Origin of the sequence: Conexibacter arvalis (genome assembly GCF_014199525.1) — a bacterium.
Classification (GTDB): domain Bacteria; phylum Actinomycetota; class Thermoleophilia; order Solirubrobacterales; family Solirubrobacteraceae; genus Conexibacter; species Conexibacter arvalis.
Genome location: NZ_JACHNU010000002.1, coordinates 128,031 through 149,543, shown reverse-complemented (window position 1 = coordinate 149,543; position 21,513 = coordinate 128,031). Strand labels below are relative to the sequence as shown.

General features: G+C 76.7%; 22 protein-coding genes. 16 read left to right on the top strand and 6 right to left on the bottom strand.

What is annotated here, in order from left to right; all coding sequences use genetic code 11:
- Positions 1 to 229 precede the first annotated feature (229 nt).
- Positions 230 to 1,363 (top strand): carboxylate-amine ligase, encoded by a 1,134-nt coding sequence (locus BDZ31_RS09245; protein ID WP_183341353.1) that lies wholly within the window; start codon positions 230 to 232, stop codon positions 1,361 to 1,363.
- A gap of 25 nt (positions 1,364 to 1,388) precedes the next feature.
- Here the strand turns inward: BDZ31_RS09245 and BDZ31_RS09240 are convergent, their stop codons facing one another.
- From BDZ31_RS09240 to BDZ31_RS09225, 4 genes are all read right to left on the bottom strand, one after another.
- The gene (locus BDZ31_RS09240; RefSeq protein ID WP_183341351.1) at positions 1,389 to 1,943 is read right to left on the bottom strand and encodes a TetR/AcrR family transcriptional regulator; all 555 of its coding nucleotides are present in this window, start codon (positions 1,941 to 1,943) and stop codon (positions 1,389 to 1,391) included.
- Complete coding sequence (locus BDZ31_RS09235; protein ID WP_183341349.1) at positions 1,940 to 2,260, bottom strand: DMT family transporter; 321 nt, start codon at positions 2,258 to 2,260, stop codon at positions 1,940 to 1,942. The genes BDZ31_RS09240 and BDZ31_RS09235 overlap by 4 nt, the downstream gene beginning before the upstream one ends.
- A 112-nt stretch (positions 2,261 to 2,372) precedes the next feature.
- Entirely contained in the window at positions 2,373 to 3,284 is a 912-nt protein-coding gene (locus BDZ31_RS09230) for an enoyl-CoA hydratase/isomerase family protein (RefSeq protein WP_183341347.1), read from the bottom strand.
- Positions 3,281 to 3,664: a hypothetical protein gene (locus tag BDZ31_RS09225; RefSeq protein ID WP_183341345.1), complete on the bottom strand. Its 384-nt coding sequence runs from the start codon at positions 3,662 to 3,664 to the stop codon at positions 3,281 to 3,283. Before BDZ31_RS09225 ends, BDZ31_RS09230 begins: the two co-directional genes overlap by 4 nt.
- 161 nt (positions 3,665 to 3,825) lie before the next feature.
- Between BDZ31_RS09225 and BDZ31_RS09220 the strand changes: the two genes are divergently transcribed.
- The 4 genes from BDZ31_RS09220 (at position 3,826) to BDZ31_RS09205 (ending at position 6,758) form a co-directional block, all read left to right on the top strand.
- Complete coding sequence (locus BDZ31_RS09220) at positions 3,826 to 4,365, top strand: hypothetical protein (protein ID WP_343075558.1); 540 nt, start codon at positions 3,826 to 3,828, stop codon at positions 4,363 to 4,365.
- Positions 4,366 to 4,584: 219 nt separating this feature from the next.
- A complete protein-coding gene (locus BDZ31_RS09215) occupies positions 4,585 to 5,529 on the top strand; it encodes a hypothetical protein (protein ID WP_183341343.1) in 945 nt (314 codons plus the stop codon).
- Positions 5,530 to 5,535: 6 nt separating this feature from the next.
- Entirely contained in the window at positions 5,536 to 5,796 is a 261-nt protein-coding gene (locus tag BDZ31_RS09210; RefSeq protein WP_183341341.1) for a hypothetical protein, read from the top strand.
- A 299-nt stretch (positions 5,797 to 6,095) separates the two neighbouring features.
- Entirely contained in the window at positions 6,096 to 6,758 is a 663-nt protein-coding gene (locus BDZ31_RS09205) for a peroxiredoxin (RefSeq protein WP_183341339.1), read from the top strand.
- Positions 6,759 to 6,821: 63 nt separating this feature from the next.
- Here the strand turns inward: BDZ31_RS09205 and BDZ31_RS09200 are convergent, their stop codons facing one another.
- Complete coding sequence (locus tag BDZ31_RS09200; RefSeq protein ID WP_183341337.1) at positions 6,822 to 8,177, bottom strand: cytochrome P450; 1,356 nt, start codon at positions 8,175 to 8,177, stop codon at positions 6,822 to 6,824.
- Between the two features lie 183 nt (positions 8,178 to 8,360).
- Between BDZ31_RS09200 and BDZ31_RS09195 the strand changes: the two genes are divergently transcribed.
- The 4 genes from BDZ31_RS09195 to BDZ31_RS09180 all read left to right on the top strand — a co-directional run bounded on the left by BDZ31_RS09195 (position 8,361) and on the right by BDZ31_RS09180 (position 12,218).
- Positions 8,361 to 9,020, top strand: a complete 660-nt coding sequence (locus BDZ31_RS09195) for a TetR/AcrR family transcriptional regulator (RefSeq protein ID WP_183341336.1) — start codon at positions 8,361 to 8,363, stop codon at positions 9,018 to 9,020.
- 85 nt (positions 9,021 to 9,105) lie between these two features.
- Positions 9,106 to 10,572, top strand: coding sequence for an FAD/NAD(P)-binding protein (locus BDZ31_RS09190; protein ID WP_183341334.1), 1,467 nt, complete (start codon positions 9,106 to 9,108; stop codon positions 10,570 to 10,572).
- A gap of 199 nt (positions 10,573 to 10,771) precedes the next feature.
- Complete coding sequence (locus BDZ31_RS09185; protein ID WP_183341332.1) at positions 10,772 to 11,092, top strand: hypothetical protein; 321 nt, start codon at positions 10,772 to 10,774, stop codon at positions 11,090 to 11,092.
- 4 nt (positions 11,093 to 11,096) lie between these two features.
- Complete coding sequence (locus tag BDZ31_RS09180) at positions 11,097 to 12,218, top strand: sensor histidine kinase (RefSeq protein ID WP_343075557.1); 1,122 nt, start codon at positions 11,097 to 11,099, stop codon at positions 12,216 to 12,218.
- Positions 12,219 to 12,288: 70 nt separating this feature from the next.
- On the opposite strand, the gene BDZ31_RS09175 is transcribed toward BDZ31_RS09180, so the two are convergent.
- Positions 12,289 to 12,945, bottom strand: a complete 657-nt coding sequence (locus BDZ31_RS09175) for a response regulator transcription factor (protein WP_183341330.1) — start codon at positions 12,943 to 12,945, stop codon at positions 12,289 to 12,291.
- Positions 12,946 to 13,054: 109 nt separating this feature from the next.
- Between BDZ31_RS09175 and BDZ31_RS09170 the strand changes: the two genes are divergently transcribed.
- From BDZ31_RS09170 to BDZ31_RS09140, 7 genes are all read left to right on the top strand, one after another.
- Positions 13,055 to 14,674: a SpoIIE family protein phosphatase gene (locus tag BDZ31_RS09170; RefSeq protein WP_183341328.1), complete on the top strand. Its 1,620-nt coding sequence runs from the start codon at positions 13,055 to 13,057 to the stop codon at positions 14,672 to 14,674.
- Positions 14,671 to 15,030: an STAS domain-containing protein gene (locus BDZ31_RS09165; RefSeq protein WP_183341326.1), complete on the top strand. Its 360-nt coding sequence runs from the start codon at positions 14,671 to 14,673 to the stop codon at positions 15,028 to 15,030. The genes BDZ31_RS09170 and BDZ31_RS09165 overlap by 4 nt, the downstream gene beginning before the upstream one ends.
- Positions 15,031 to 15,104: 74 nt before the next feature.
- Positions 15,105 to 16,388: a sensor histidine kinase gene (locus BDZ31_RS09160; RefSeq protein WP_183341324.1), complete on the top strand. Its 1,284-nt coding sequence runs from the start codon at positions 15,105 to 15,107 to the stop codon at positions 16,386 to 16,388.
- A 134-nt stretch (positions 16,389 to 16,522) separates the two neighbouring features.
- Positions 16,523 to 17,194, top strand: a complete 672-nt coding sequence (locus BDZ31_RS09155; protein WP_343075577.1) for a response regulator transcription factor — start codon at positions 16,523 to 16,525, stop codon at positions 17,192 to 17,194.
- Positions 17,195 to 17,406: 212 nt separating this feature from the next.
- On the top strand, positions 17,407 to 18,183 hold the full coding sequence (locus BDZ31_RS09150) for an ABC transporter ATP-binding protein (RefSeq protein WP_183341320.1): 777 nt from the start codon (positions 17,407 to 17,409) through the stop codon (positions 18,181 to 18,183).
- 4 nt (positions 18,184 to 18,187) lie between these two features.
- Entirely contained in the window at positions 18,188 to 20,698 is a 2,511-nt protein-coding gene (locus BDZ31_RS09145; protein WP_183341318.1) for an ABC transporter permease, read from the top strand.
- 106 nt (positions 20,699 to 20,804) lie between these two features.
- Positions 20,805 to 21,338 (top strand): isochorismatase family protein, encoded by a 534-nt coding sequence (locus BDZ31_RS09140; RefSeq protein ID WP_183341316.1) that lies wholly within the window; start codon positions 20,805 to 20,807, stop codon positions 21,336 to 21,338.
- Positions 21,339 to 21,513: the final 175 nt, after the last annotated feature.

Genomic DNA, 21,513 nt, shown 5'->3' with positions numbered 1-21,513 from the left:
TGCGGCGCGCGTGCGCGCGGCGACGGGCCGGCCGCGGCGCGCCGGCGGCGGCGCGGGCGCGGCCGCGCGGTGCGGGCGGCGGCGGGCCGGCCGCGCGCGCCGGCGGCGGCGCGGGCGCGGCGTGTGGGCGGCGGCGGCGCGGGCGCGGCGGGTGCGGCGCGGGGGCGGCGGCGGCCGCGCGCGGGCCTCCCGCGGTTGGAAGCGCGCGCGAACGGTCACAGTGGCGGTGATGACGGTCCCAGCGCTCGAGCTTCCGACGACCGCCGAGCTGCGGCGGCGGTTCGACGCGGCCGGCGGCTTCACCGTCGGCGTCGAGGAGGAGACGATGCTGCTCGACCCCGGCACACGCGACCTCGCTCCGCGCGCCGGCGCGCTGCTGGAGCGGCTCGGCGGCGACCCGCGCTTCAAGCCCGAGCTGCCCGCCTCCCAGCTCGAGATCGCGACCGCGCCGGCCGCGACCGTGGGCGAGGCGGTCGCCCAGCTCACCGCCGCCCGCCGCGACCTCGCCGCCGCGGCCGACGGCCTGGCGCTGCCGGCGGTCGCGGGCGTCCATCCCTTCAGCGACGCCGAGGGCGAGCTGAACGGCGGCGCCCGCTACGAGCCGCTGCAGGAGCGGTACGGGACGATCGCGCGGCGCCAGCTGGTCGCGAGCCTCCAGGTCCACGTCGCCGTCGGCGGCGCCGACCGCTCGCTCGCCGTCTGCAACATGCTCCGCGCGCGGCTGCCGGAGCTGGCGGCGCTGGCCGCCAACGCGCCGGTCCACGCCGGGCGCGACACCGGCCTCGCGTCCGTCCGCCCGACGATCTGCACGCTGCTGCCGCGCCAGGGCGTCCCGCCGCATCTCGACGGCTGGGAGGCGTATGCGGCCGAGCTGCGCTGGGGCGCGGCGGCCGGGGTGCTGGAGGGGCCGCGGACGTGGTGGTGGGAGCTGCGCCCGCACCCGGCGTTCGGGACGCTCGAGCTGCGCGTGCCCGACGCGCAGACGACCGTCGCGGAGGCCGCCGCCGTGATCGCGGTCGTGCAGGCGCTCGTCGCGACGCTCGCCGCGCGCTGGAAGGCCGGCGAGCCGGTCGCCGCCGTGCCGACGTGGCGGATCGAGGAGAACCGCTTCGCGGCGCTCCGCGACGGCCTCGACGGTTCGCTCGCCGACCTGGAGACCGGCGCGCCGACGCCGACCCGCGCCCGCCTGGAGGCGCTGCTGGAGGAGATCGCGCCGGCCGCCGAGCGGCTCGGCTGCGCCGCCCAGCTCGCCGCCGCCCGCGATCTCGCCGCCGCCAACGGCGCGATGCGGCAGCGCGAGGTCGCCGCGCGGTCGGGCGCCGACGGCCTCGCCGCGTGGCTCGCCGAGCGCTACCTGGCCTGACGCGCGTCGCCTGGCGCGTCTCGCCTCAGCGGCCGCCCATCAGCGCGGCGATCCCGTCCTCGAGCGCCTCGCCGTCGAGCGGGCGGTCGAGCGCGACAGCTCGCACGATCGCGCCGTCGACGAGCATCGCGATCGCCCGTGCGCGCCCCTCGCGGGCGATCGGGCTCAGCTGGCGCTCCAGCAGCTCCAGCCACTGCCGCACGAGCTCGCGCAGCTCCGGCTCGCGGGCCGCGGCGATGTACAGCTCGTATTCGACGACGGCGCGCGCCCGATCGGCGAGGTAGGAGGCTGCGAGCGAGACGAGGGTCGCGGGGAAGGGGTCGCGCGTCAGCGCGTCGGCCCACCGCTCCAGCTCCCTGGCCCAGTCGCGCAGGTTCTTCTCCAGCGCGCTCGCAACGAGGTCGCCGCGGGTCGGGAAGTAGTAGGTCGTCGAGCCGAGCGGGACGTCGGCGCGCTCGGCGATCAGGCGGTGGGAGGCGTTGCCGAGCCCGTGCTCGGCGATCACCTCGACCGCCGCCGCGACGATCGCCTCGCGACGGCCCTTGGGGTCGCGCGGGCGCGGTGGGCGGCGGGCGCTCAATGGGCACCTCCAAGGTTGAGCATGACGACGCCAGCGATCACGAGCACGATCCCGCCGACCTTCGCGGCGGTCAGCGGCTCGCCGAGGAACATCGCCCCGACAGCGGCGATCGCGGCCGTGCCGATCCCGGCCCACATCGCGTACGCGACCCCGACCGGCATCGACTTGATCGCCTGCGCGAGCAGCGCGAACGCGATCCCGTAGCCGAGCAGGCAGGCGACGGTCGGCAGCGGGCGGGTGAAGCCGTCGGTCTCCTTCATCAGGCTCGTCGCGGCGATCTCGGCGGCGATCGCGATCGCGAGCAGCAGGTACGGCATGCGGGCGGTGCTCCTTCATGTACGACTGTACATGTACGAGCGTACATGGCGTGCGGACGGCGCGGCGCGGGGACCCGCGCCGGGCGCCGGGGCGGGTCGCCGAAGCCCGCCGTCAGGAGCGCGCCAGCCGCCCGCGGACCGCCCCGGCGAACGCCTCCGTCGTGAAGCAGACCGGCTCGGCGAACTCCTCCAGCGCGAGTGCGCCGTCCCAGGTCGCGTCCGCGGCGCCGCGCAGCAGCGGCTTCGTCATCTGGAGGGCGTGGGGCGGCAGCGCGCAGGCGCGGTCGCACCAGCGGTCGGCGGCGGCGAGCAGCTCGCCGCCGGGGACGACCTCCTGCACCAGCCCGCGCGCGAGCGCGCCGCGCGCGTCGAGGTGCTCGCCGGCGACGTAGAAGGCGAAGGCGCCCTGGTAGCCGAGCGCGCGCGTCAGCGCCCAGCTGGTGCCGACCTCCGGCAGCAGCCCGAGCTTGCCGAACGCGGGGACGATCACCGCCTCCTCCGCGGCGATCGCGATGTCGCAGGTGAGCGCCCAGGCGAGGCCGACGCCGGCGGCCGGGCCGTTGAGCGCCGCCACGAACATCGTGTCGCCGCGGGCGATCAGCCGGGCGATCGCGCCGAACTCGTTGCGGATCCAGCGCCACATGTCGGCGGCGCCCTCGGGCTCGCGCCGCTCGAGCGAGTCGACGGCGCGGTCCATCATCCGCAGGTCGCCGCCGGCGCTGAAGCCGCGGCCGTCGCCGGTCAGCACGACCGCGCGGATCTCGGGATCGGCGGCGAGGTCGGCGAGCGCTCGCTTCAGCTGCGTGACGAGCGCCGCGGTCAGCACGTTGAGGCGGTCGGGCTCCGCGAGCGTGACGAGCGCGCGGTCGCCGCGCCGCTCGACGTGGACGGCGGCGCGGTCGGCGGCCGCGCCCTCGTCGAGCAGGTCGCGGTAGACGGAGGGGCGGCCGGCGCTCGACCGGCGCGGCGCGGCGTGGCGGTCGGGTGCTCCGGGCGTGGTCGGCCGGCGGTCGGATGCGGTCATGGCGTGATCGGCTCCTGCTCGCCGACGGTCCCGAGCGCGGCCCAGGCGGCGTCGGCGAGCGCCGTGCGGGCGTCGGCGCCGATCGCCGGCTCGGGGCCGTCGAGCGCGTGGCGGACGTAGTGGAGTGAGGGGCCGAGCCAGAGCGCGCTCAACAGCGGGAACGGCAGCTCGCGCACGGCTCCGTAGTGGACGTGGGTGGCGTACCACCCGCTGGCGCGGCCGAAGAAGCCGCGGTTCGCGTCGGCGAGCGCGGCGGGGTCGGCGGCGCCGCGGCCGCCGAACAGCAGCCGCGCCTGCGCCGGATGGGCGGCGCACCAGTCGAGCGTGTGCAGCACCGCGCCGCGCACGCCGCCCTCGGCGGTCGGGCTCGCTCCCAGCACCGCCAGGAAGCCCTCCTGGTAGCCGCGCAGCGTCTCAACGCCAACCGCAGCCGGACCTTTGTCATCCAGCTGTTGGTCAGCGACAGTTGGATGACAGAGGTCCGGGCGGAGGCGGGCGAGGGTGGGACGGCAGGCGGTGCGGGGCCGTTACGGTTGGGCGCGTGGGCGCGATCGCGATCGAGTTCGAGAAGCCGCGGCAGGGGCGCCGCTACCGCTCGCTGATCCACCGTCCCGACGGGCTCGTCGTGGCATTCGAGGGCGGGGCGTACAACAAGGTCGGCGGGCCGGCGCGCGAGGTCCCGCACGATCTCGCGCACCTGATCGTCGAGGAGGAGCTCGGGCTGCGCGCCGGCGTCTGGGGCGTGCTCGCGGCCGGCGGCATGTTCGCTCACGCCACGGTCGTCTCCGGCCGCCGCGCCCCGCACGCGGCCAGACGCGGGCGCGAGGCGATCGACCGCGCCGGCGACCGCATCATGCAGGCCGAGATCCTCACCCGCGCGGTCTGCGACGTCGCGCTCGCCGGCAGGCCGGCCGACCCGCGCACGATCCGGCGCGAGATCGGCGAGCGCTGGTGGAGCGACGACGTCACCGCCGCCGCGATCGACCGCGCCCGCGAGCGCCTCCACGACGCCGCCTCCCGCTGGGCCGCGCTCGCGCCGGCCGCCACGCTGCGCGAAGCGTGGCGCCTGCCGCTCCCGTAGGCTGGCCCGCGCCGCCCGCGCCGCCCGCGCCGCCCGCGCCGCCCGCGCCGCACCGCTCGCGCCCGCCCCGCGCCGCTCGCGCCCGCCCCGCGCGTCCGACGCCCGCCTCGCGCCGCCCCGCTCGCCCCTGCCCGTCGTCGCGTTCTCTGACCTCGGCCGCGCAAGCGCCTCGGTCGCCGGGTAGCGACGGGGCGTTGGCGGATACGAGGAGCAGATCTCATGGCGCATGCACATCGCATCCACCGCCCGCGCCGGCGGCTCTCGCGCGAGACCGAGCGGCAGCTCACGGCTGAGCTGCGCGAGGCCGTCGGACGCGACGACGCGACGCTCACGCCGGAGCTGATCGCGCGCGCCCGCGAGCGCCACGAGCGGGGCGGCTCGTTCGTCGCGACGCTCGCGACCAACCGGCTCTACATCGCGATCTCGTTCTTCGCGCTCGTCGTGATCGGTGGGGCGATCGCGCTCGCCACCGGCAGCTGGTGGGTGCTCGTCGGCGCCGTCGCGCTGCACGCGACCGGAACGCTGCTGACGGCCGGCCTGGCGCTGCAGCTGACGACCGAGACCGAGCACGTCTCGCCGACCGTCGCCGCGCGGCTGGAGGAGGAGGGCGTCGGCGACCCCGACCGCGTCTTCACCGAGCTGGTCGAGGAGTACGCGGGCGAGGACCCGCGGGAGCGGCGGGCCCGCGACGTCGTCGAGAGCGGCGCCAACGAGCTGAGCATGCTGCCGCAGGACGACCCGGCTCGCGCCACCGCCGAGCAGCGCACCGCGATGACGCCCGACGCCCGCGCCAGCGTCCCGGCCGGCGAGGGCTCGCCGATCGGCGCGATGCCGGCGCTGGTCGTCGCGGGCACCTGCGTCGTCGCGCTCGTCGCGGCGATCGTCGAGGGCGGCGCGATCTGGGTCGCCGCCGCGATCGTGTGGCTCGCCGCGATCGGCTGGCTGCTGCTCGACCGCGCCTACGACGCGCGCGGGGAGGAGCGGGCCGGCACGAGCGCCCGCGACCGCGGCGCCGGCGAGGTGCCCGCCCGCGATGACGCCCCCGACCGCGACCGCGGCGCCGGCGAGGCGCCCGCGCCCGGTGATGCCGCCCGCGACCGCGGCGCCGGCGAGGTGCCCGTCCGCGATGACGCCGCCCGCGACCGCCGCGCGCCGGGGAGCTGAGCGGCGATGGTCCTCAAGCTCGTCCGCTACGGGCTGCCGGCGCTGATCGCGATCGCCGGCCTCGTCTTCCTGATTGCCGGCAGCGGCGGCGCGGCGACGGCATTCGGCATCGTCCTGCTGGGCATCGCGCTGCTGGTCCTGCTCGCGAACCTCTTCGCCCGGCTGAGCATCTCCAGCGAGGACGACCGCGAGCGCGAGCAGCGCGCGCGGGACCGCTACACGCGCACCGGCCGCTGGACGCCGCGGGGCGGCCCCCGGCCGCACTGACCCGGCGGCGCCGGCCCATCTTCCGCGCCCGCTCGTCGGCGCGCCCTGGCGCTCGCCGACGCGTGCATGTACGCCGGAAGGCCGCCCGCCGCGCCGCCGCCGGTGCCTGAGCGCGTCGCCGCGTCGGCCGCTCCGGCCCCCGCAGCCGTGCCGCCGGCGGGCCGCGCCGCCCCGGCCGCCCCCCGGCTCCAGCATCCCTGTCATCAGCCGCTCGTCGGGTGTAGGCTCAAGCGAGGGAAGTCGTAAAATCAGGTCGACTTTTCCAGTTTTCCGTCATAGCGACCAGGAGACCGCGCATCATGGCGTTGACCATCGGCGACACCGCCCCCAACTTCAGAGCCAAGACGACCGAGGGCGAGATCGACTTCCACGAGTGGATCGGGGACAGCTGGGCCGTCCTCTTCTCGCACCCGCGCGACTTCACCCCGGTCTGCACGACCGAGCTCGGCTACATGGCCTCGATCAAGTCCGACTTCGACAAGCGCGGCGTCAAGATCATCGCGATCTCGACCGACCCGACCGACAACCACGACAGATGGGCCGAGGACATCAAGTCCTCGCAGGGCACCGCGCCGAACTATCCGATCATCGGCGACACCGACCACGCCGTCGCGAAGGCGTACGGGATGCTGCCGCCCGACGTCGAGGGCGACCCGACGGAGCGCACGCCGGCGCAGAACGCGACGCTGCGCAACGTCTTCGTGATCGGGCCGGACAAGAAGATCAGACTGGTCCTGATCTACCCGATGACGACGGGCCGCAACTTCGACGAGGTCCTGCGCGTCATCGACTCCCTCCAGCTGACCGCCGACCACCAGGTCGCCACGCCGGCCCAGTGGAGACAGGGCGAGAAGGTCATCATCTCCGGCTCGGTCAGCAACGAGCAGGCGAGAGAGCGCTACCCGGAGGGCTGGGAGCAGCCGCTCCCGTACCTGCGCATCGTCGACGCGCCGGGCTCCTAGCTCCCCCTCGGCGAGCGGCGGCGATCCGGGGGCGAGCCCGGCCCCCGGACCGCCGCGCGCTCGCTACGCCGCCGCCCGCTCGGTCGCGGCCGCTGCGGCGGACGGGCTCGGCGGGGAAGGCCGCCGGGAGAGGAGGACGCGCGCGCCGTCGCCGGGGGCGATCGTGATCATCCGCCGTCTCACCCGCGGTCTCGGCCGGTCGGCGGAGACGGTGAAGCGCCGCGCCGCCGCGCGCAGCACGACGCGCATCTCCAGCAGCGCGAAGCTCGCGCCGAGGCAGCGCCGCCGGCCGCCGCCGAACGGCAGGAAGGTGTAGGTGCCGGGCTTTCTCTCCAGGAACCGCTCGGGCTTGAAGGCGTACGGGTCGGGATAGATCGCCGGGTCGTGGTGGATCTGGTAGGCGGCCGCGCACAGCACCGCGCCGACCGGGTAGGTCCAGCCGCCGATCTCGATCTCGCGCTTGACGAGCCGCGGCTCGGGGATCGTCAGCACCGGACGGCGGCGCAGCACCTCGTTGATCGTCGCGTCGAGGTAGGCGGTCTCGTCGGCGGCGACCGACGCCGCCAGCCGCTCCTGCACGTCGCGCGAGCGGGCGAGCTGCTCGAAGGCGAAGCCGAGCGAGGAGGCGGTCGTCTCGTGGCCCGCGACGAGCGCGGTCATCAGCTCGTCGCGGATCTCCTCGTCGCGCATCGGCGAGCCGTCGGAGTGGGTCGCGTCCAGCAGCATCGCGAGCACGTCGTCGCGGTCGCCGTCGCGCTCGGCGCGGCGCTCCTCGATCAGCGCGTACAGCTCGCGGTCGACCTCGGCTCTGTCACGCTCGAAGCGGCCGAAGCGGCCGCGTCCTCTCATCAGCCGCTGCAGCGGCGGCATCAGCGAGATCGGGCTGTCGCCGAAGGAGAGGATCTGCGGCAGCCGCTCCCGCAGCAGGTCGAGCCGCGGCCCCTCGTCGAGGCCGAAGACGGCGCGCAGGATGATCTCCAGCGTCAGCGCCTGGAGGCGCGGGTGCAGCTCGACCGGCGCGTCGAGCGGCCAGCCGTCGAGCTCGCGCTCGGTCAGCTCGTCCATCAGCCCGGTGAGGCGCTGCATGCGGTCGCCGTGGAAGGCCGGGAGCATCAGCTTGCGCTGCTCCATGTGGAGATCCTCGTCGAGCAGGATCACCGAGTTGGGGCCGACGATCGGCTCGAGGATGCGCGCGCCCTCGCCGGGGTGGAGGACGTTGGGCGGGGCGGTCATGAGCGCCTTGACGTCGTCGGGGTCGGTGAGGAGGACGAAGGGCGGCTGGCCCGCGAGCTTGAGCGTGTAGCGCCGGCCGTCGGCGCGCGCGCGGACGCGGTCGGGGAAGGCGAGCGGACGCATCCACCAGCCGATCGTCTGCAGCGCCGTCGGCATGCGAGATCCGGGCGGCAAGGTCGCCTGCATCGTCGTCGTCCCTCCTCGGTAGGGTCAGAGCGTGCGGATGAGTATATGTACTGACGAGTATCTGTCAAGGAAAGCGGTGCATCGGGCGCGGGCGGGGCGTGCGCGTGCGCCGCGCGCGGGTGCGCCGCGCGCGGGTGCGCCGCGCGCGGGCGGCGCCGGCGCGGCCGTGCGGGGATGCCGCTGATGCCGCGCGGCGAGTTCGACCGCAGCGCGCGCAAGGCGGCGACGCGTGCGCGGCTGCTGGAGGCGGCGGCGAGGGTCTACGCCGCCCGCGGCTTCGCGGGCGCGACGCTCGACGACGTCGCCGAGGAGGCGGGGCTGACGAAAGGCGCCGTCTACGGCCACTTCGGCTCGAAGGGCAACCTGCTGGCGGCGCTGATGGACGAGTACCTGGCGGCGGAGATCGCCGAGCAGGTCGCGCTCTTCAGTCGCGACGAGACGACCTGGAAGCGGCCGTTCAGCGGCGCCGACAGCTGGATGGAGGAGCTCGACGAGGCGCCCGACGCCTTCCGGCTGCTGGTCGAGTTCTGGCTCGCCGCGGGGCGCGACGAGGCGATGCGCGAGCGGTTCGCGACCGGCTTCGCCGCGCTGCGCGAGACCTTCGCGAGGTTCAGCGCCGAGAGCGCCGCCGACGCCGGGATCGCGATGCCGGTCGAGGCCTCCGAGCACGTCGCCAACACCTTCCTCGGCCTCAGCATCGGTCTCGGCATGATCCGCGTCGTCGATCCCGGTCACGTCTCGCCGGCGCTGCTCGGGACGGTGCTGTCGGTCTTCATCCGCTCGATGGAGCGCGATCCGGAGCTGCGCGCCGCGATCGCCGACCCCGACGCGCGCAGGGGGTAGAAGAGGCGGAAGGGCGCATCGATCGGCAAGCGGGCGGGTTGTCAGGGCGGTAACTTGACTTGGTCAATCTGGATAGGAGACATGGATGACGGGCGTGACGCGGACGGTCGTGGTCGTGGGGGCGGGCTGCGCGGGGACGCTGACCGCCGTCGACCTGCTGCGTCGGCCGGGCGGTCCGCTGCGCGTCGTCCTGGTCGAGCGCCGCGGGAGCTTCGGCCCCGGCGTCGCGTACTCGACCCCTGACGCCCGCCACCTCCTCAACGTCGCGGCGGAGCGGATGAGCGCCTTTCCCGGCGATCCCGGCCATTTCGCGGCATGGGCCGCCGACCGCCTCGGCCCGCTTCCGGCCGGCGCCTATCTCCCGCGCGGGCTGTACGGCGACTATCTGCGCGCGCTGCTCGACGACGCCGAGCGCTCCGCCGCCCCCGGCCGATGTCTCGAGCGCGTCGTGGGGGAGGCGGTCGACGTGGTGCCCGGGCGCGGTGCGGCGCTCGGCGGCTCGCGTGGGGCGAGCCGCCCGATGGCCGGCGGCGCGGTGGACGGCGGGGCGGCCGGCGGCGCGGGGGCCGGCGGCGCGGTGGATGGCGCGACGGTCGTGCTCGCGGATGGGCGGGCGATCGCGGCGGACGCGGTCGTGCTGGCGCTCGGCGGGCTGCCGGCGGCGGCGCCGGTCGCGCTGCCCGACGATCCGCGCGTCGTCGGCGATCCGTGGGCGCCGGGCGCGCTCGCGGGGGCGCCGCCGGCGGCGACGACGCTGCTGATCGGCTCGGGGCTGACGGCCGTCGACGTCGCGGTCGCCTGCTGCGGCGACGACGGGCGCGGCCGCGTCGTCGCGATCTCGCGCGGCGGCTGCCTTCCCCACGAGCAGCTGCCGGGGCTGCGGAGGCCCGTCCCGTCGGCCGATCCGCCGCCCGCGCCCGCCACCGTCGAGCGCCTGGAGCGCTGGCTCGGCGTCCACGTCGCGCGGGCGCGGCGTGCCGGCGCCGACTGGCGCGACGCGCTCGACGGGGTGCGGCCGCACGCGCAGACGCTGTGGCGCTCGCTGCCCGACGGCGAGCGGCGCCGTTTCGTGCGCGAGCGGGCACGCGCCTGGGAGGTGCGCCGCCACCGCATGGCGCCGGAGGTCGGCGGCCGGGTGCGCGAGCTCGTCGGCGCGGGACGGCTGCTCGTCCGCGCCGGCAGGGCGCTGGCGGTGCGCGCGCTGCCGCGCACGGTCGAGCTGCTCGTCGACGACTGCGGCGAGATGCGCACGCTGCGCGCCGACCGCGTCGTCGTCTGCGCCGGCGCCGGCACCGACGTCGCGCGCGCCGGCGTGCCGCTGGTCGACGCGCTGCTGCGCCGCGGCCTCGCCAGTCCCGATCCGCTCGGGCTCGGCCTGCGCGCGAGCCCCGAGGGCGCGCTCGTCGGCGCCGACGGCGCGGTCCGCCCGCGGCTCCACCTGCTCGGCCCGCTCCGCCGCGGGGAGCTGTGGGAGACGACGGCGGTCGGCGAGATCCGCGTGCAGGCGCAGGTCGTCTCCGCCGCGGCCGAGAGAGGCATCGATTCCGACTGACGCAGCGCCCCGCGCGGCGCGCGGCCGCGACCGCCGCCGGACGCGCCCGCGCGGCGGCAGCCGCGCCGCCCGCTGTCGTCGCCGCCTGACGCGCCCCGCCCGGCGCGCGGCCGCGCCGCCCGCCGCTGTCCAGTTTCCGGACATCGCGGGTCCGGATCGGGCCCTGTTCGGCGCGTAGGCGCGCTGCGAGCCTTGTCGCATGGCCTCGGACCGCTCCACCTCCAACCAGCAGGCCGGCGGTCGCGAGCCGTCGAGTCCGCTGCTGATCGCCGTCCGCTACGTGCTGCCGATCGCCGTCGTCCTGACCGGCGTCGTGATCTTCCTGAGAGATCCCCGCGTCGACAACTTCGAGGGCGCCGCCGCGCTGATCGGCGCCGGCCTCAGCGTGCTGCTGCTGAACGTCCTCCACCGCACCGGCGTCCGCGGCGACGTCGAGCGCGCGCAGGAGGACGAGGCGCGCCGCTACTTCGACGCGCACGGCCACTGGCCGGACGAGCGCCCGTCGAGGGACGTAGGCTGACCGGGTGAGCGCGACGGGCGACGAGCAGCCGGCGGTGACGGGCGCGCCGGCGGCGCACGCGCGGCCGGAGGCGGCGATGCCGTCCGAGCTGCTCGAGGTGCTGCTGCGCTCGATCGCCGACGCCGTCTACCTCGTCGACCGCGACGGGCTCGTGCGGTTCGTCAACCCGGCGGCGCTGGAGGTGCTCGGCTACGACGAGCCGGCCGAGCTGCTCGGCGCGCCGAGCCACGCGACGATCCACTTCCGCCGCCCCGACGGCTCCCCGTACCCGGAGTCGGAGTGCCCGCTGCTGCTGCCGCGCACGACCGGCAGGACGGTCCGCGTCGAGGACGACTGGTTCGTCCGCCGCGACGGCTCGATGGTCCCGGTCGCCTATTCGTCGGCGCCGATCCCCGAGCAGGGCGGCGGCCGCGGCGCCGTCGTCGCCTTCCGCGACACGAGCGAGCGGCGCGCCGCCGAGGCCGCGGCCCGCCGCGAGGCGGCCGAGCGGGCACGGGCCGAGGAGCTGCAGCAGTCGCGGGCGCGGATCGTCGCCGCCGCCGACGCCGAGCGGCGCCGGCTCGGGCGCGACATCCACGACGGCGCCCAGCAGCGGCTGATGAACGTCGCGCTCGGCGTCCAGGCGGGCCTGGCGGCGCTGCCGGGGGAGGCCGAGGAGGCGCGCGCCGCGCTCGACGACGCGCTCGCCGAGGTGCGCGCGGCGATCTCCGACCTGCGCGAGCTGGCGGCCGGCATCCACCCGTCGATCCTCACCAACCGCGGGCTGGAGGCGGCCGTCGACTCGCTGACCGGGCGGATGCCGCTGCCGACGCGCTTCGAGGTGCCGGCGCGGCGGTGGGCGCCGGCGGTCGAGGCGGCCGCCTACTTCGTGATCGCCGAGGCGCTCGCCAACGCCGCCAAGCACGCCCGCGCCAGCCGAGCCGAGGTGCGGGTCGCCGAGCGGGAGGGCCGCCTGCTCGTGACCGTCTTCGACGACGGCCGCGGCGGCGCGGTCGCCGCCCCGGGGCGCGGCCTGCAGGGGCTCCACGACCGCGTCGGCGCGGCCGGCGGGACGTTGACGGTCGACAGCCCGTCAGGCGGCCCGACGACCGTCACGGCCGACCTGCCGGCGACGCCGGCGGCGTAGCCGGCGCGGAGGTCCGGTCGTTTGCACCCCTCAGAGGGGTGCAGACGACCGGAGTTCGGCGCCAGCCGCGCTACCCCGCGCGCAGCAGGCGCAGCACCGCCATCACGCGGCGGTGCTCGGTCGGCTCGTCGGCGACGCCGAGCTTGTGGAAGATCCGCGTCGCGTGCTTCTCGACCGCGGCGCCGCTCAGGCCCAGCAGCTCGGCGATGCCGCGGTTGGACTTGCCCTCGGCCATCAGCCCGAGCACCTCGCGCTCGCGCGGGGTGAGCGCGTCGAGCGGGTCGTCGGCGCGGCGGCGGCCGACCATCCGCGAGACGACCTCGGGGTCGAGCGCCGAGCCGCCGTTCGCGACCCGCTCGATCGCGTCGGCAAATTCGGCGACGTCGATCACGCGGTCCTTCAGCAGGTAGCCGACGCCGCGCGCGTCGTCGCCGACGAGGTCGACCGCGTAGCGCTCCTCGAGGAACTGCGACAGCACGACGATCGCCACCTTGGGCAGCTCGGCGCGCAGCGCGATCGCCGCGCGCAGCCCGTCGTCGGTGTTGTCGGGCGGCATCTGCACGTCGACGATCGCGACGTCGGGCCGGTGCGCGCGGACCTTGCGCATCAGCTCCTCGGCGTCGCCGGCCTGCGCGACGACCTCCATCCCGGCGTCCTCCAGCAGCCGCGCGATCCCGGAGCGCAGCAGCACCTGGTCCTCGGCGATCAGCACGCGCGTCCGCGACATCGCGGTGGACAGTATGCGGTCGCGCCGCCGGCCGTCTCGCGGAGGGGCGCGGCGCCCGCACGGGGCGATCTCGGCATGACGAGGCCGGTCGCCGGGTAGTCTGGCGCGGGTGTCGACGAAGGAGATCCTGACCACGAGCGGCGCCGTTCCGCGCGACGAGGCGCTCGCCTCGCTGCAGCAGCTGACCGACGCGGCGCTGGCGTGGCTGCCGCAGGACGAGCTGCTGTCGGAGCTGCTCGTGCGCGTGACCGAGATCCTGCGCGCCGACACCGCCGCGATCCTCCTGCTCGACGACGAGCAGCCGCTGCTGCGCGCGCGGGCGGCGAAGGGGATCGAGGAGGAGGTCGAGCAGGGCGTCACGATCCCGCTCGGCAAGGGCTTCGCCGGCCGCATCGCGGCGGAGCGGCGGGCGATCGTGATCGACGACGTCGACCACGCCGACATCCTCAACCCGATCCTGCGCGACAAGGGGATCCGCTCGCTCGTGGGCGTGCCGCTGCTGATCGAGGGCCGCGTGCTCGGCGTCCTCCACGTCGGCAGCCTGCGACCCCGCCGCTTCAGCGCGGAGGAGACCGACCTGCTCCAGCTCGCCGCCGACCGCGCGGCGCTGACGATCGACAACGCCGCCCTCTACGAGCAGCGCCGGGTCGCGGAGTCGCTCCAGCGCCAGCTGCTGCCCAACATGCAGCGGATCCCGGGCGTCGAGCTGGCCGCGCGCTACCTGCCGGCCAGCCGCGACACGCTCGGCGGCGACTGGTTCGACGCCTTCGCGCTGCCCGGCGGGCGGGTCGCGCTCGCGGTCGGCGACGTCGTCGGGCACGGCGTCGGGGCGGCGGCGTCGATGGCGCAGCTGCGCGCGGCGCTGCGGGCCTACGCGACCGACGGCCACAGGCCGTCGGAGGTCGTCGCGCGGCTCAACCGCCTGATGTGGCAGCTGGGGCCGCGCTCGATGACGACGCTCTCCTACGCCGTCCTCGACCTCGAGGCCGAGCGGGTCGAGCACGTCTGCGCCGGCCATCCACCGCCGCTGCTGCTCGAGCCCGGGGGCGAGGGGCGGTATCTCGACGTCAAGCCGAACGTGCCGCTCGCGACGGTCCCCGGCAGCTGGTACGAGTCGACCGTCCACCACGTCCCGACCGGCGCGACGCTCGTGCTCTACACCGACGGCCTGGTCGAGCGGCGCGGCGAGGTGATCGACGAGGGGCTCGAGCGGCTGCGCGTGACCGCCGCCGCGGTCGACGGCGGCGTCGACCCGCTCTGCGCGTGCCTCGCCAGCAAGCTCGTCGCCCGGACGCGCGCCGACGACGTCGCGATGATCGCGCTGCGGGTCCCGCCGCCGCCCAAGGAGATCGACGGCAGCTGGCCGGCCGAGCACGCGACGCTCGCCGAGATCCGCCACCTGCTGCGCCGCTGGCTGCGCGGCCGGGGCGCGAGCGAGGAGGAGGCGTACGACATCACGGTCGCGTGCCAGGAGGCGTGCGCGAACGCCGTCGAGCACGCCTACGGGCCGGGCGCGCACAGCTTCTCGCTGCAGGGCCGCTTCGAGGACGGCCGCGTCTCGCTGACCGTGCGCGACGGCGGGCGCTGGCGGGCGCCGCGCGGCCAGCATCGCGGCCGCGGCCTCATGCTGATGCGCCGGCTGATGGACGACGTCGACGTCGAGCACGGCGACGACGGGACGGTCGTCGTGCTGGAACGGACGCTCGCAGGCGCGGAGGCACGTGCATGAGCTCGCTCGCGCGGATCGTCGTCGAGCAGCACGGCGCCTTCCCCGTCGTAGCGATCGAGGGCGAGGTCGACGCCTCCAACGCGACCGAGATCAGCCGCTCGATCGACGCGGCGCTCAGCAACCACTCGATCGCGCTCGTCGTCGACCTGACCGAGACCGGCTACCTCGACAGCGCCGGCATCAACCTCCTGTTCGCGCTCGGTGCGCGGCTGCGCGACCGCCAGCAGCGGCTGCTGCTCGTCGTCGACCCCGCCTCGCCGGTCGCGCGGATCGTCGCGATCTCCGGGCTCGCCGTCGCCGAGCGGACCGAGGAGACGCGCGCGGCCGCGCTCGAGCAGGCGCACGCCGGCCTGTAGCGCGGGGAATACTCCCGGGGGAGTACGCCCGCCGGCCGATGTGCGGCCGGCGCGGACGATCTACCGTGTCGTCGATGGCCGCAGCCGCCACATCCCGCACGCCCGCCGCGGCCGCCCGCGGCGCGGACCCGCTCGGCCCCGCGCCGTCCGGACCGGACGGCGCGGGCGGCGGCGAGCGGCCGGCGCGCGGCCCGCTGCCGCCGCCGTGGGCGCTCGACGTCGCGATCGCGCTGCTCGCGGGCGCCTTCGCCGTGCTGGTGACGACCGCGGTCGCCGACCGCGACCCCGGCGAGCGGCCGCTCGACGCCTTCGCCTACGTCGCGATCGCCGGCGCGGCGGCGCTGCTGCTCGGCCGCCGGCGGTGGCCGTTCGGCGTGCTCGGCGCGACCTTCGCGATCGAGCTGGTCTACGTCGCGCGCGGCTATCCCGGCGGGCCCGGTCCCTGCGTCGCGGCGCTGATCGCGCTCGCGACCGCGGCGGCGCGGATCCCGCCGCGCAACGCGCTGTGGCTCGGCGGCGGGCTGCTCGCGGTCGAGCTGACGGCGGTGCTGACGCTCGGCGGGCGCGACCTGCTCAGCGGCCCGGTCGCCGCGGCCGCCGGCTGGGTCGCGATCGGCACGCTCGCCGGCGTCGCGCTGCGCAGTCAGCGCGAGTCGGTCGCGGCGGTCGCCGCGCGGGCGCGCGAGGCCGAGCGGACGCGCGCCGAGGAGGCGCGCCGCCAGGTCGGCGAGGAGCGGCTGCGGATCGCGCGCGAGCTGCACGACGTGCTCGCCCACAGCCTCGCGATGATCCACGTGCAGGCGAGCACCGGCGCGCACGTCGTCGCGCGCAGACCGGAGCAGGCCGAGCAGGTGCTGAGCGCGATCAAGCAGGCGAGCGGCGAGGCGCTCGCCGACCTGCGCACGACCGTCGGCGTGCTGCGCGCCGGCGCCGAGCAGGAGCCCGAGCCGGCCGGGCCGCAGCCGAGCCTCGCGCGCGTCGAGGAGCTGGCCGACGGCGCGCGGCGGGCCGGGGCGGAGGTCTCGGTCGACGTGACCGGCGAGCGGCGGCGTCTGCCGGTCCCGGTCGACGTCGCCGGCTACCGGATCGTGCAGGAGGCGCTGACGAACGTCGTCCGCCACGCGGCCGCGACGCGCGTGCGGGTCGCGCTCGCCTACGAGCCCGACGCCGTCGCGCTCGTGATCGACGACGACGGCCGCGGCGCGGCGGCCGGGACGGGCGACGGCGCGGGCGGCGGCGGCCACGGCCTCGCCGGCATGCGCGAGCGCGCCGCGCTGCTCGGCGGATCGGTCGAGGCCGGCCCGCGCCCCGGCGGCGGCTTCCGCGTCCGCGCGCGGCTGCCGGCGGTGACGGCGTGAGCGGAGCGGGCGGGGCGTTCGACGGCCGCGGCGCGGCTGGCGCCGACGGCGCGAGCGGGGCGCCCCACGCTCCCGCCGCGGCTGGCGCCGGCGGTGCGACCGGCGCGCACCGTCCGGCCGCCGGCTCGCGCGAGATCCGCGTCGTGCTCGCCGACGACCAGGCGCTCGTGCGGGCCGGCTTCCGGATGCTGCTCGACGCCGAGGAGGGGTTCGCCGTCGTCGGCGAGGCGGCCGACGGGGTGGAGGCGGTCGAGGTCGTGCGCGCGACGACGCCGGACGTCGTGCTGATGGACGTGCGGATGCCCCGCCAGGACGGCCTCGCCGCGACCCGCGCGATCTCCGACGATCCCGCGCTCGCCGGCGTGCGCGTGCTCGTGCTGACGACCTTCGAGCTCGACGAGTACGTCTTCGGCGCGCTGCGCTGCGGCGCCAGCGGCTTCCTGCTGAAGGACGTCGAGCCGGTCGACCTGCTGCGCGCGGTGCGGGTCGTCGCCGACGGCGAGGCGCTGCTGGCGCCGAGCGTGACGCGCCGGCTGATCTCCGAGTTCGCCGCCCGCGCGCCGGCCGCCCCGACGCCGGCGCCGCCGCGGCTCGACGTGCTGACCGAGCGCGAGCGCGAGGTCGTCGCGCTCGTCGCCGAAGGGCTCTCCAACCGCGAGCTGGCCGAGCGGCTCGTGATCAGCCCGGCGACGGCGAAGACCCACGTCAGCCGCGCGATGGGCAAGCTCGACGCGCGCGACCGCGCCCAGCTGGTCGTGCTCGCCTACGAGTCCGGCCTCGTCACCCCGCGCCCGCCCGCCGCCTGAGCCGCCGCGGCACCCGCGCGGACCTTTGTCATCCAGGTGTTGCTCAGGAACAGCTGGATGACACAGGTCCGAGTGAGGGGCGGGCGTACGCCGCGGGGCGCAGGCGGAAGTGTCATCCGGGGGCGTATGGGAAGCCGCCCGGGGGGCGACGACAGCGCGGCGGGATGTGCGGAGACTGGGATGCGGTCCCGACCCGACAAGGAGATCGCACCATGACCGCCGCACCGTCCACCGCTCCGTACGCCCGCACCGCACCGCCGCCCGGCAGCGCCGTCGCGCGCGTCGTCGGCGCGACCAAGGTCCACGGCGTCGGCGACACCGCCGTCACCGCGCTCGACGACGTCACCGTCGCCTTCCCCGCCGGCCGCTTCACCGCGATCATGGGACCGTCGGGCTCCGGCAAGTCGACGCTGCTGCACTGCGTCGCCGGGCTCGACGCGCTCACCTCCGGCGAGGCCTACATCGGCGACACCCCGCTGTCGCGGCTCTCCGACACGCAGCTGACGCTGCTGCGGCGGGAGCGGATCGGCTTCGTCTTCCAGGCGTTCAACCTCGTGCCGACGCTGACCGTGCGCGAGAACGTCACGCTCGCGCTCGACCTCGCCGGAGCGCGGCCCGATCGCGACTGGCTCGACACGGTGATCGGGACCGTCGGCCTCGGCGACCGGCTCCACCACCGCCCGGCCGAGCTGTCCGGCGGTCAGCAGCAGCGCGTCGCGGTCGCGCGTGCGCTCGCCAGCCGGCCGCAGATCGTCTTCGCCGACGAGCCGACCGGCAACCTCGACTCGCGCTCCGGCGGCGAGATCCTTGGATTCATGCGCCGCGCGGTCGACGAGCTGGGGCAGACGGTCGTGATGGTCACCCACGACCCGCTCGCGACCGCCTGGACCGACGCCGCCGTCTTCCTCGCCGACGGCAGGGTCGTCGACGCGCTCGACGACCCGACGCCGGAGCTGGTGCTCGACCGCGTCCGGACGCTGGGCGGGTGATCGCATGCGACGGATCGCCCTGAACGGCCTCTGGGCCCACAAGCGCCGGCTCGCCGGCACCTTCCTGTCGGTGTTCCTCGGCGTCGCCTTCCTCGCCGGGACGCTGATGCTCGGCGACACGCTGCAGCGCAACTTCGAGCGGCTGTTCGGCGAGGTCACCGCCGGCACCGACGCGGTCGTGCGCAGCACGACGCGGATCGACGACGACGCCGGCCCCGGCCAGCGCGCGCCGATCCCGGCCTCCACGCTGGCGCGCGTCCGCGCCGTCGACGGCGTCGCGGCGGCGGAGCCGTCGATCGAGGGGCGCGGGACGCTGATCGGCGCCGACGGCAGAGCGGTCGGCCGCGACGGCCCGCCGAAGCTCGCCGGCAACTGGATCGCCGACCCGCGCCTCAACCCCTACCGGCTCGCCGAGGGGCGCGCCCCTCGGACCGGCGACGAGGTCGTGGTCAACCGCGGCGCCGCCGACGACGGCGGCCTGCGCGTCGGCGACGAGGCGACCGTGCGGACGCCCGAGCCGGTGCGCGTGCGGATCGTCGGGATCGCGACCTTCGGCTCCTCGTCGGGCGTCGGCGCGACGACCTTCACCGCCTTCTCGACCGCGGGCGCCGCGCGGCACGTGATGAAACGCCCCGACGCGATCTCGTCGGTGGTCGTGCGCGGCGAGCCGGGGCTGTCGCAGGCCGAGCTGGTCGCGCGGCTGCGGCCGGCGCTCGGCAGCGGAATCGAGGCGATCGCCGGCGACCGGCTGGCGGCCGAGCGGGTCGACGACATCGACCAGACCTTCCTCGACGGGCTCCGCACCGTGCTCGTCGCCTTCGCCGGGCTGGCGCTGCTCGTCGGCGCCTTCACGATCCACAACACCTTCGCGATCGTCGCCGCCCAGCGTGCGCGCGAGTCGGCGCTGCTGCGCGCCGTCGGCGCGACCCGCCGCCAGGTGCTCGGCGCCGCGCTGACGGAGACGGCGCTGCTCGCGGCCGTCGCCTCGCTCGCCGGCCTGGTCGGCGGGATCGCGATCGCCTCGGCGCTGAAGGCGATGTTCGACGCCTTCGGCTTCGCGCTGCCGGCCGGCGGCCTCGAGGTGTCGGCGACGAGCGCGCTGATCGCCGTCGCGGCCGGCGTCGTCGTGACGCTGCTGGCCGGCCTGGCGCCGGCGCTGGCGGCCTCGCGCGTCCCGCCGCTCGCGGCGCTGCGCGACGCGGCGCTGGAGGGTGAGGAGGGCGGCGCCAGCGTGCGGCAGCGCCGGTCGCTCACGGCGCTCGCCCGCGGGGCGCGGGCCGGCGGGGCGCGGGCCGGCGGGGCGCGGGCCGGTCGCTCGCGCCGCCGCCGGCCGCTGACCGCGCTCGTGCGCGGGGCGACGGCGCTGATCGCGGCGCCGCTGCCACGGCTGCGCGGCACGGTCGGGACGCTGGCGCGGCGCAACGCGATCCGCAGCCCGCGCCGGACCGCGCGGGCGGCGTCGGCGCTCGTCGTCGGGGTGACGGTCGTGACGGCGATCACCGTCGTCGGCTTCTCGCTCCAGCGCTCGCTCGACGACTCCGCCGCCCGCTCGTTCGACGGCGACCTCGCGGTCACCGGCGGCGAGTTCGAGGACGCGTCGCTGCCGCCGGCGCTGGCGCGCGAGCTGGCCGCGCTGCCGCAGGTCGCGACCGCGGTCGGCCTCGGCTCCGGCTCGGCGCGCGTCGACGGGCGCAACGGCGTGTACGCGAATGCCGACGCGGCCGCGCTGTCGCGGCTCGTCGACCTCGACCTGCGCGCCGGCTCGCTCGACGCGCTCGGCCGCGGGGCGCTGGCCGTCTCGGCCGACGAGGCCGAGCAGCGCGGCTGGCGGGTCGGCAGCCCGGTCGCGGTCGTCTATCCCGACGGTGCCCGCGCGACGCTGCGCGTCGGGGCGGTCTACGGCGAGGAGGGGATCGCCGGCGACGTGCTGCTGCCGCGCGCGGCGTGGGAGCGGCACGCGCCGCAGAGCGCCGACCGGACGATCTTCGTCTCGCTCGCGCCGGGCGTCGGCGAGGCGGCTGGGAAGGCGGCGGTCGAGCGGGTCGCCGAGCGCTGGGGCGCGCCGGAGACGCAGACGCGGCAGGAATACGTCGACGCCGCCGGCGACGGCGTCCGGATGGTGCTGTCGATCGTGTACGTGCTGCTCGCGCTCGCCGTGGTGATCGCGCTGCTCGGGATCGCCAACACGCTCGCGCTCGCGACCCACGAGCGGACGCGCGAGCTGGGGCTGCTGCGCGCGGTCGGGCAGACGCGCGGCCAGCTGCGCGCGACGGTCCGTTGGGAGGCGGTCGTGATCGCGCTGCTGGGGACGACCGGCGGGATCGTCCTCGGCCTGCCGATCGCGTTCCTGCTGACGCGGCTCGGCGACGCGGTCGGGATCGAGACGTTCGCGGTGCCGGTCGCGCAGCTCGCGATCGTGCTCGTCGTCGGCGGGCTGGCCGGCGTGCTCGCCGGGGTCCGTCCGGCCCGCCGCGCCGCGCGGCTCGACGTGCTGCGCGCGATCGCGGCGGAGTGAGGAGCGGAGGGCGCCGCGGCCGGCGGTTCGGCTGAGCGGAGATCCCGGCGCGCCGGCCGCCGCGTCCGGCGGTCGGCGGGCGGGGGCCGGCGGGTAGCTGGGAGGTGTGAGCGAGGCGCTGCTGATCATCGACGTCCAGCACGACTTCCTGCCGCCGGCCGGGGCGCTCGCGGTGCCCGAGGGCGACCGCGTGATCGACGCGATCGTCGCGCTGGCCCGCTCTGGCCGCTTCGACCTCGTCGTCGCGACGCGTGACTGGCATCCGCCCGACCACAGCTCGTTCGCCGGCGAGGGCGGGCCGTGGCCCGAGCACTGCGTCGCCGAGTCGCCCGGGGCGGCGCTGCACGAGCGGGTCGAGCAGGTTGCGGAGGTCGTGATCGACAAGGGGACCGAGCGGGCCGCGGAGGGCTACTCGGCCTTCGAGACGCCGGCGCTGCGCGAGGTGCTGCGCGAGCGGGGCGTCGACGCCGTCACGATCGCCGGCGTCGCGACCGACTACTGCGTCCGCCACACGGCGCTCGACGCGCTGGGCGAGGGGCTGCGCGTGACGGTCGCGACCGACGCCGTGCGCGGCATCGACGCCGAGCGAACCGCGGAGACGCTGCGCGAGCTGGCGGAGGCCGGCGCGGTCGTCGACTGAGGGGCACCCCGCACTCGGTGTCGAGCGCGTCCGGGCGACTGCCACCCGCAGCGGCGCTGACCGGCGGCAGCGGCGCACTCGGTCCCGCGCTCGTCCGGGCGACGGCCGCCCGCAGCGGGAGCTGACCGCTCCGCCGACGTTCGACAAAGACGAGCTCGATCCCGGCGACTGACCG

What these genes read in the sequence shown, in the direction of transcription:
- BDZ31_RS09245 (WP_183341353.1), top strand. Translation starts at nt 230, where the DNA reads ATGACGGTCCCAGCGCTCGAGCTTCCGACGACCGCCGAGCTGCGGCGG.
- BDZ31_RS09235 (WP_183341349.1), bottom strand. Translation starts at nt 2,260, where the DNA reads ATGCCGTACCTGCTGCTCGCGATCGCGATCGCCGCCGAGATCGCCGCG.
- BDZ31_RS09230 (WP_183341347.1), bottom strand. Translation starts at nt 3,284, where the DNA reads ATGACCGCATCCGACCGCCGGCCGACCACGCCCGGAGCACCCGACCGC.
- BDZ31_RS09215 (WP_183341343.1), top strand. Translation starts at nt 4,585, where the DNA reads ATGGCGCATGCACATCGCATCCACCGCCCGCGCCGGCGGCTCTCGCGC.
- BDZ31_RS09210 (WP_183341341.1), top strand. Translation starts at nt 5,536, where the DNA reads ATGGTCCTCAAGCTCGTCCGCTACGGGCTGCCGGCGCTGATCGCGATC.
- BDZ31_RS09205 (WP_183341339.1), top strand. Translation starts at nt 6,096, where the DNA reads ATGGCGTTGACCATCGGCGACACCGCCCCCAACTTCAGAGCCAAGACG.
- BDZ31_RS09200 (WP_183341337.1), bottom strand. Translation starts at nt 8,177, where the DNA reads ATGCAGGCGACCTTGCCGCCCGGATCTCGCATGCCGACGGCGCTGCAG.
- BDZ31_RS09195 (WP_183341336.1), top strand. Translation starts at nt 8,361, where the DNA reads ATGCCGCGCGGCGAGTTCGACCGCAGCGCGCGCAAGGCGGCGACGCGT.
- BDZ31_RS09190 (WP_183341334.1), top strand. Translation starts at nt 9,106, where the DNA reads ATGACGGGCGTGACGCGGACGGTCGTGGTCGTGGGGGCGGGCTGCGCG.
- BDZ31_RS09185 (WP_183341332.1), top strand. Translation starts at nt 10,772, where the DNA reads ATGGCCTCGGACCGCTCCACCTCCAACCAGCAGGCCGGCGGTCGCGAG.
- BDZ31_RS09175 (WP_183341330.1), bottom strand. Translation starts at nt 12,945, where the DNA reads ATGTCGCGGACGCGCGTGCTGATCGCCGAGGACCAGGTGCTGCTGCGC.
- BDZ31_RS09165 (WP_183341326.1), top strand. Translation starts at nt 14,671, where the DNA reads ATGAGCTCGCTCGCGCGGATCGTCGTCGAGCAGCACGGCGCCTTCCCC.
- BDZ31_RS09160 (WP_183341324.1), top strand. Translation starts at nt 15,105, where the DNA reads ATGGCCGCAGCCGCCACATCCCGCACGCCCGCCGCGGCCGCCCGCGGC.
- BDZ31_RS09150 (WP_183341320.1), top strand. Translation starts at nt 17,407, where the DNA reads ATGACCGCCGCACCGTCCACCGCTCCGTACGCCCGCACCGCACCGCCG.
- BDZ31_RS09145 (WP_183341318.1), top strand. Translation starts at nt 18,188, where the DNA reads ATGCGACGGATCGCCCTGAACGGCCTCTGGGCCCACAAGCGCCGGCTC.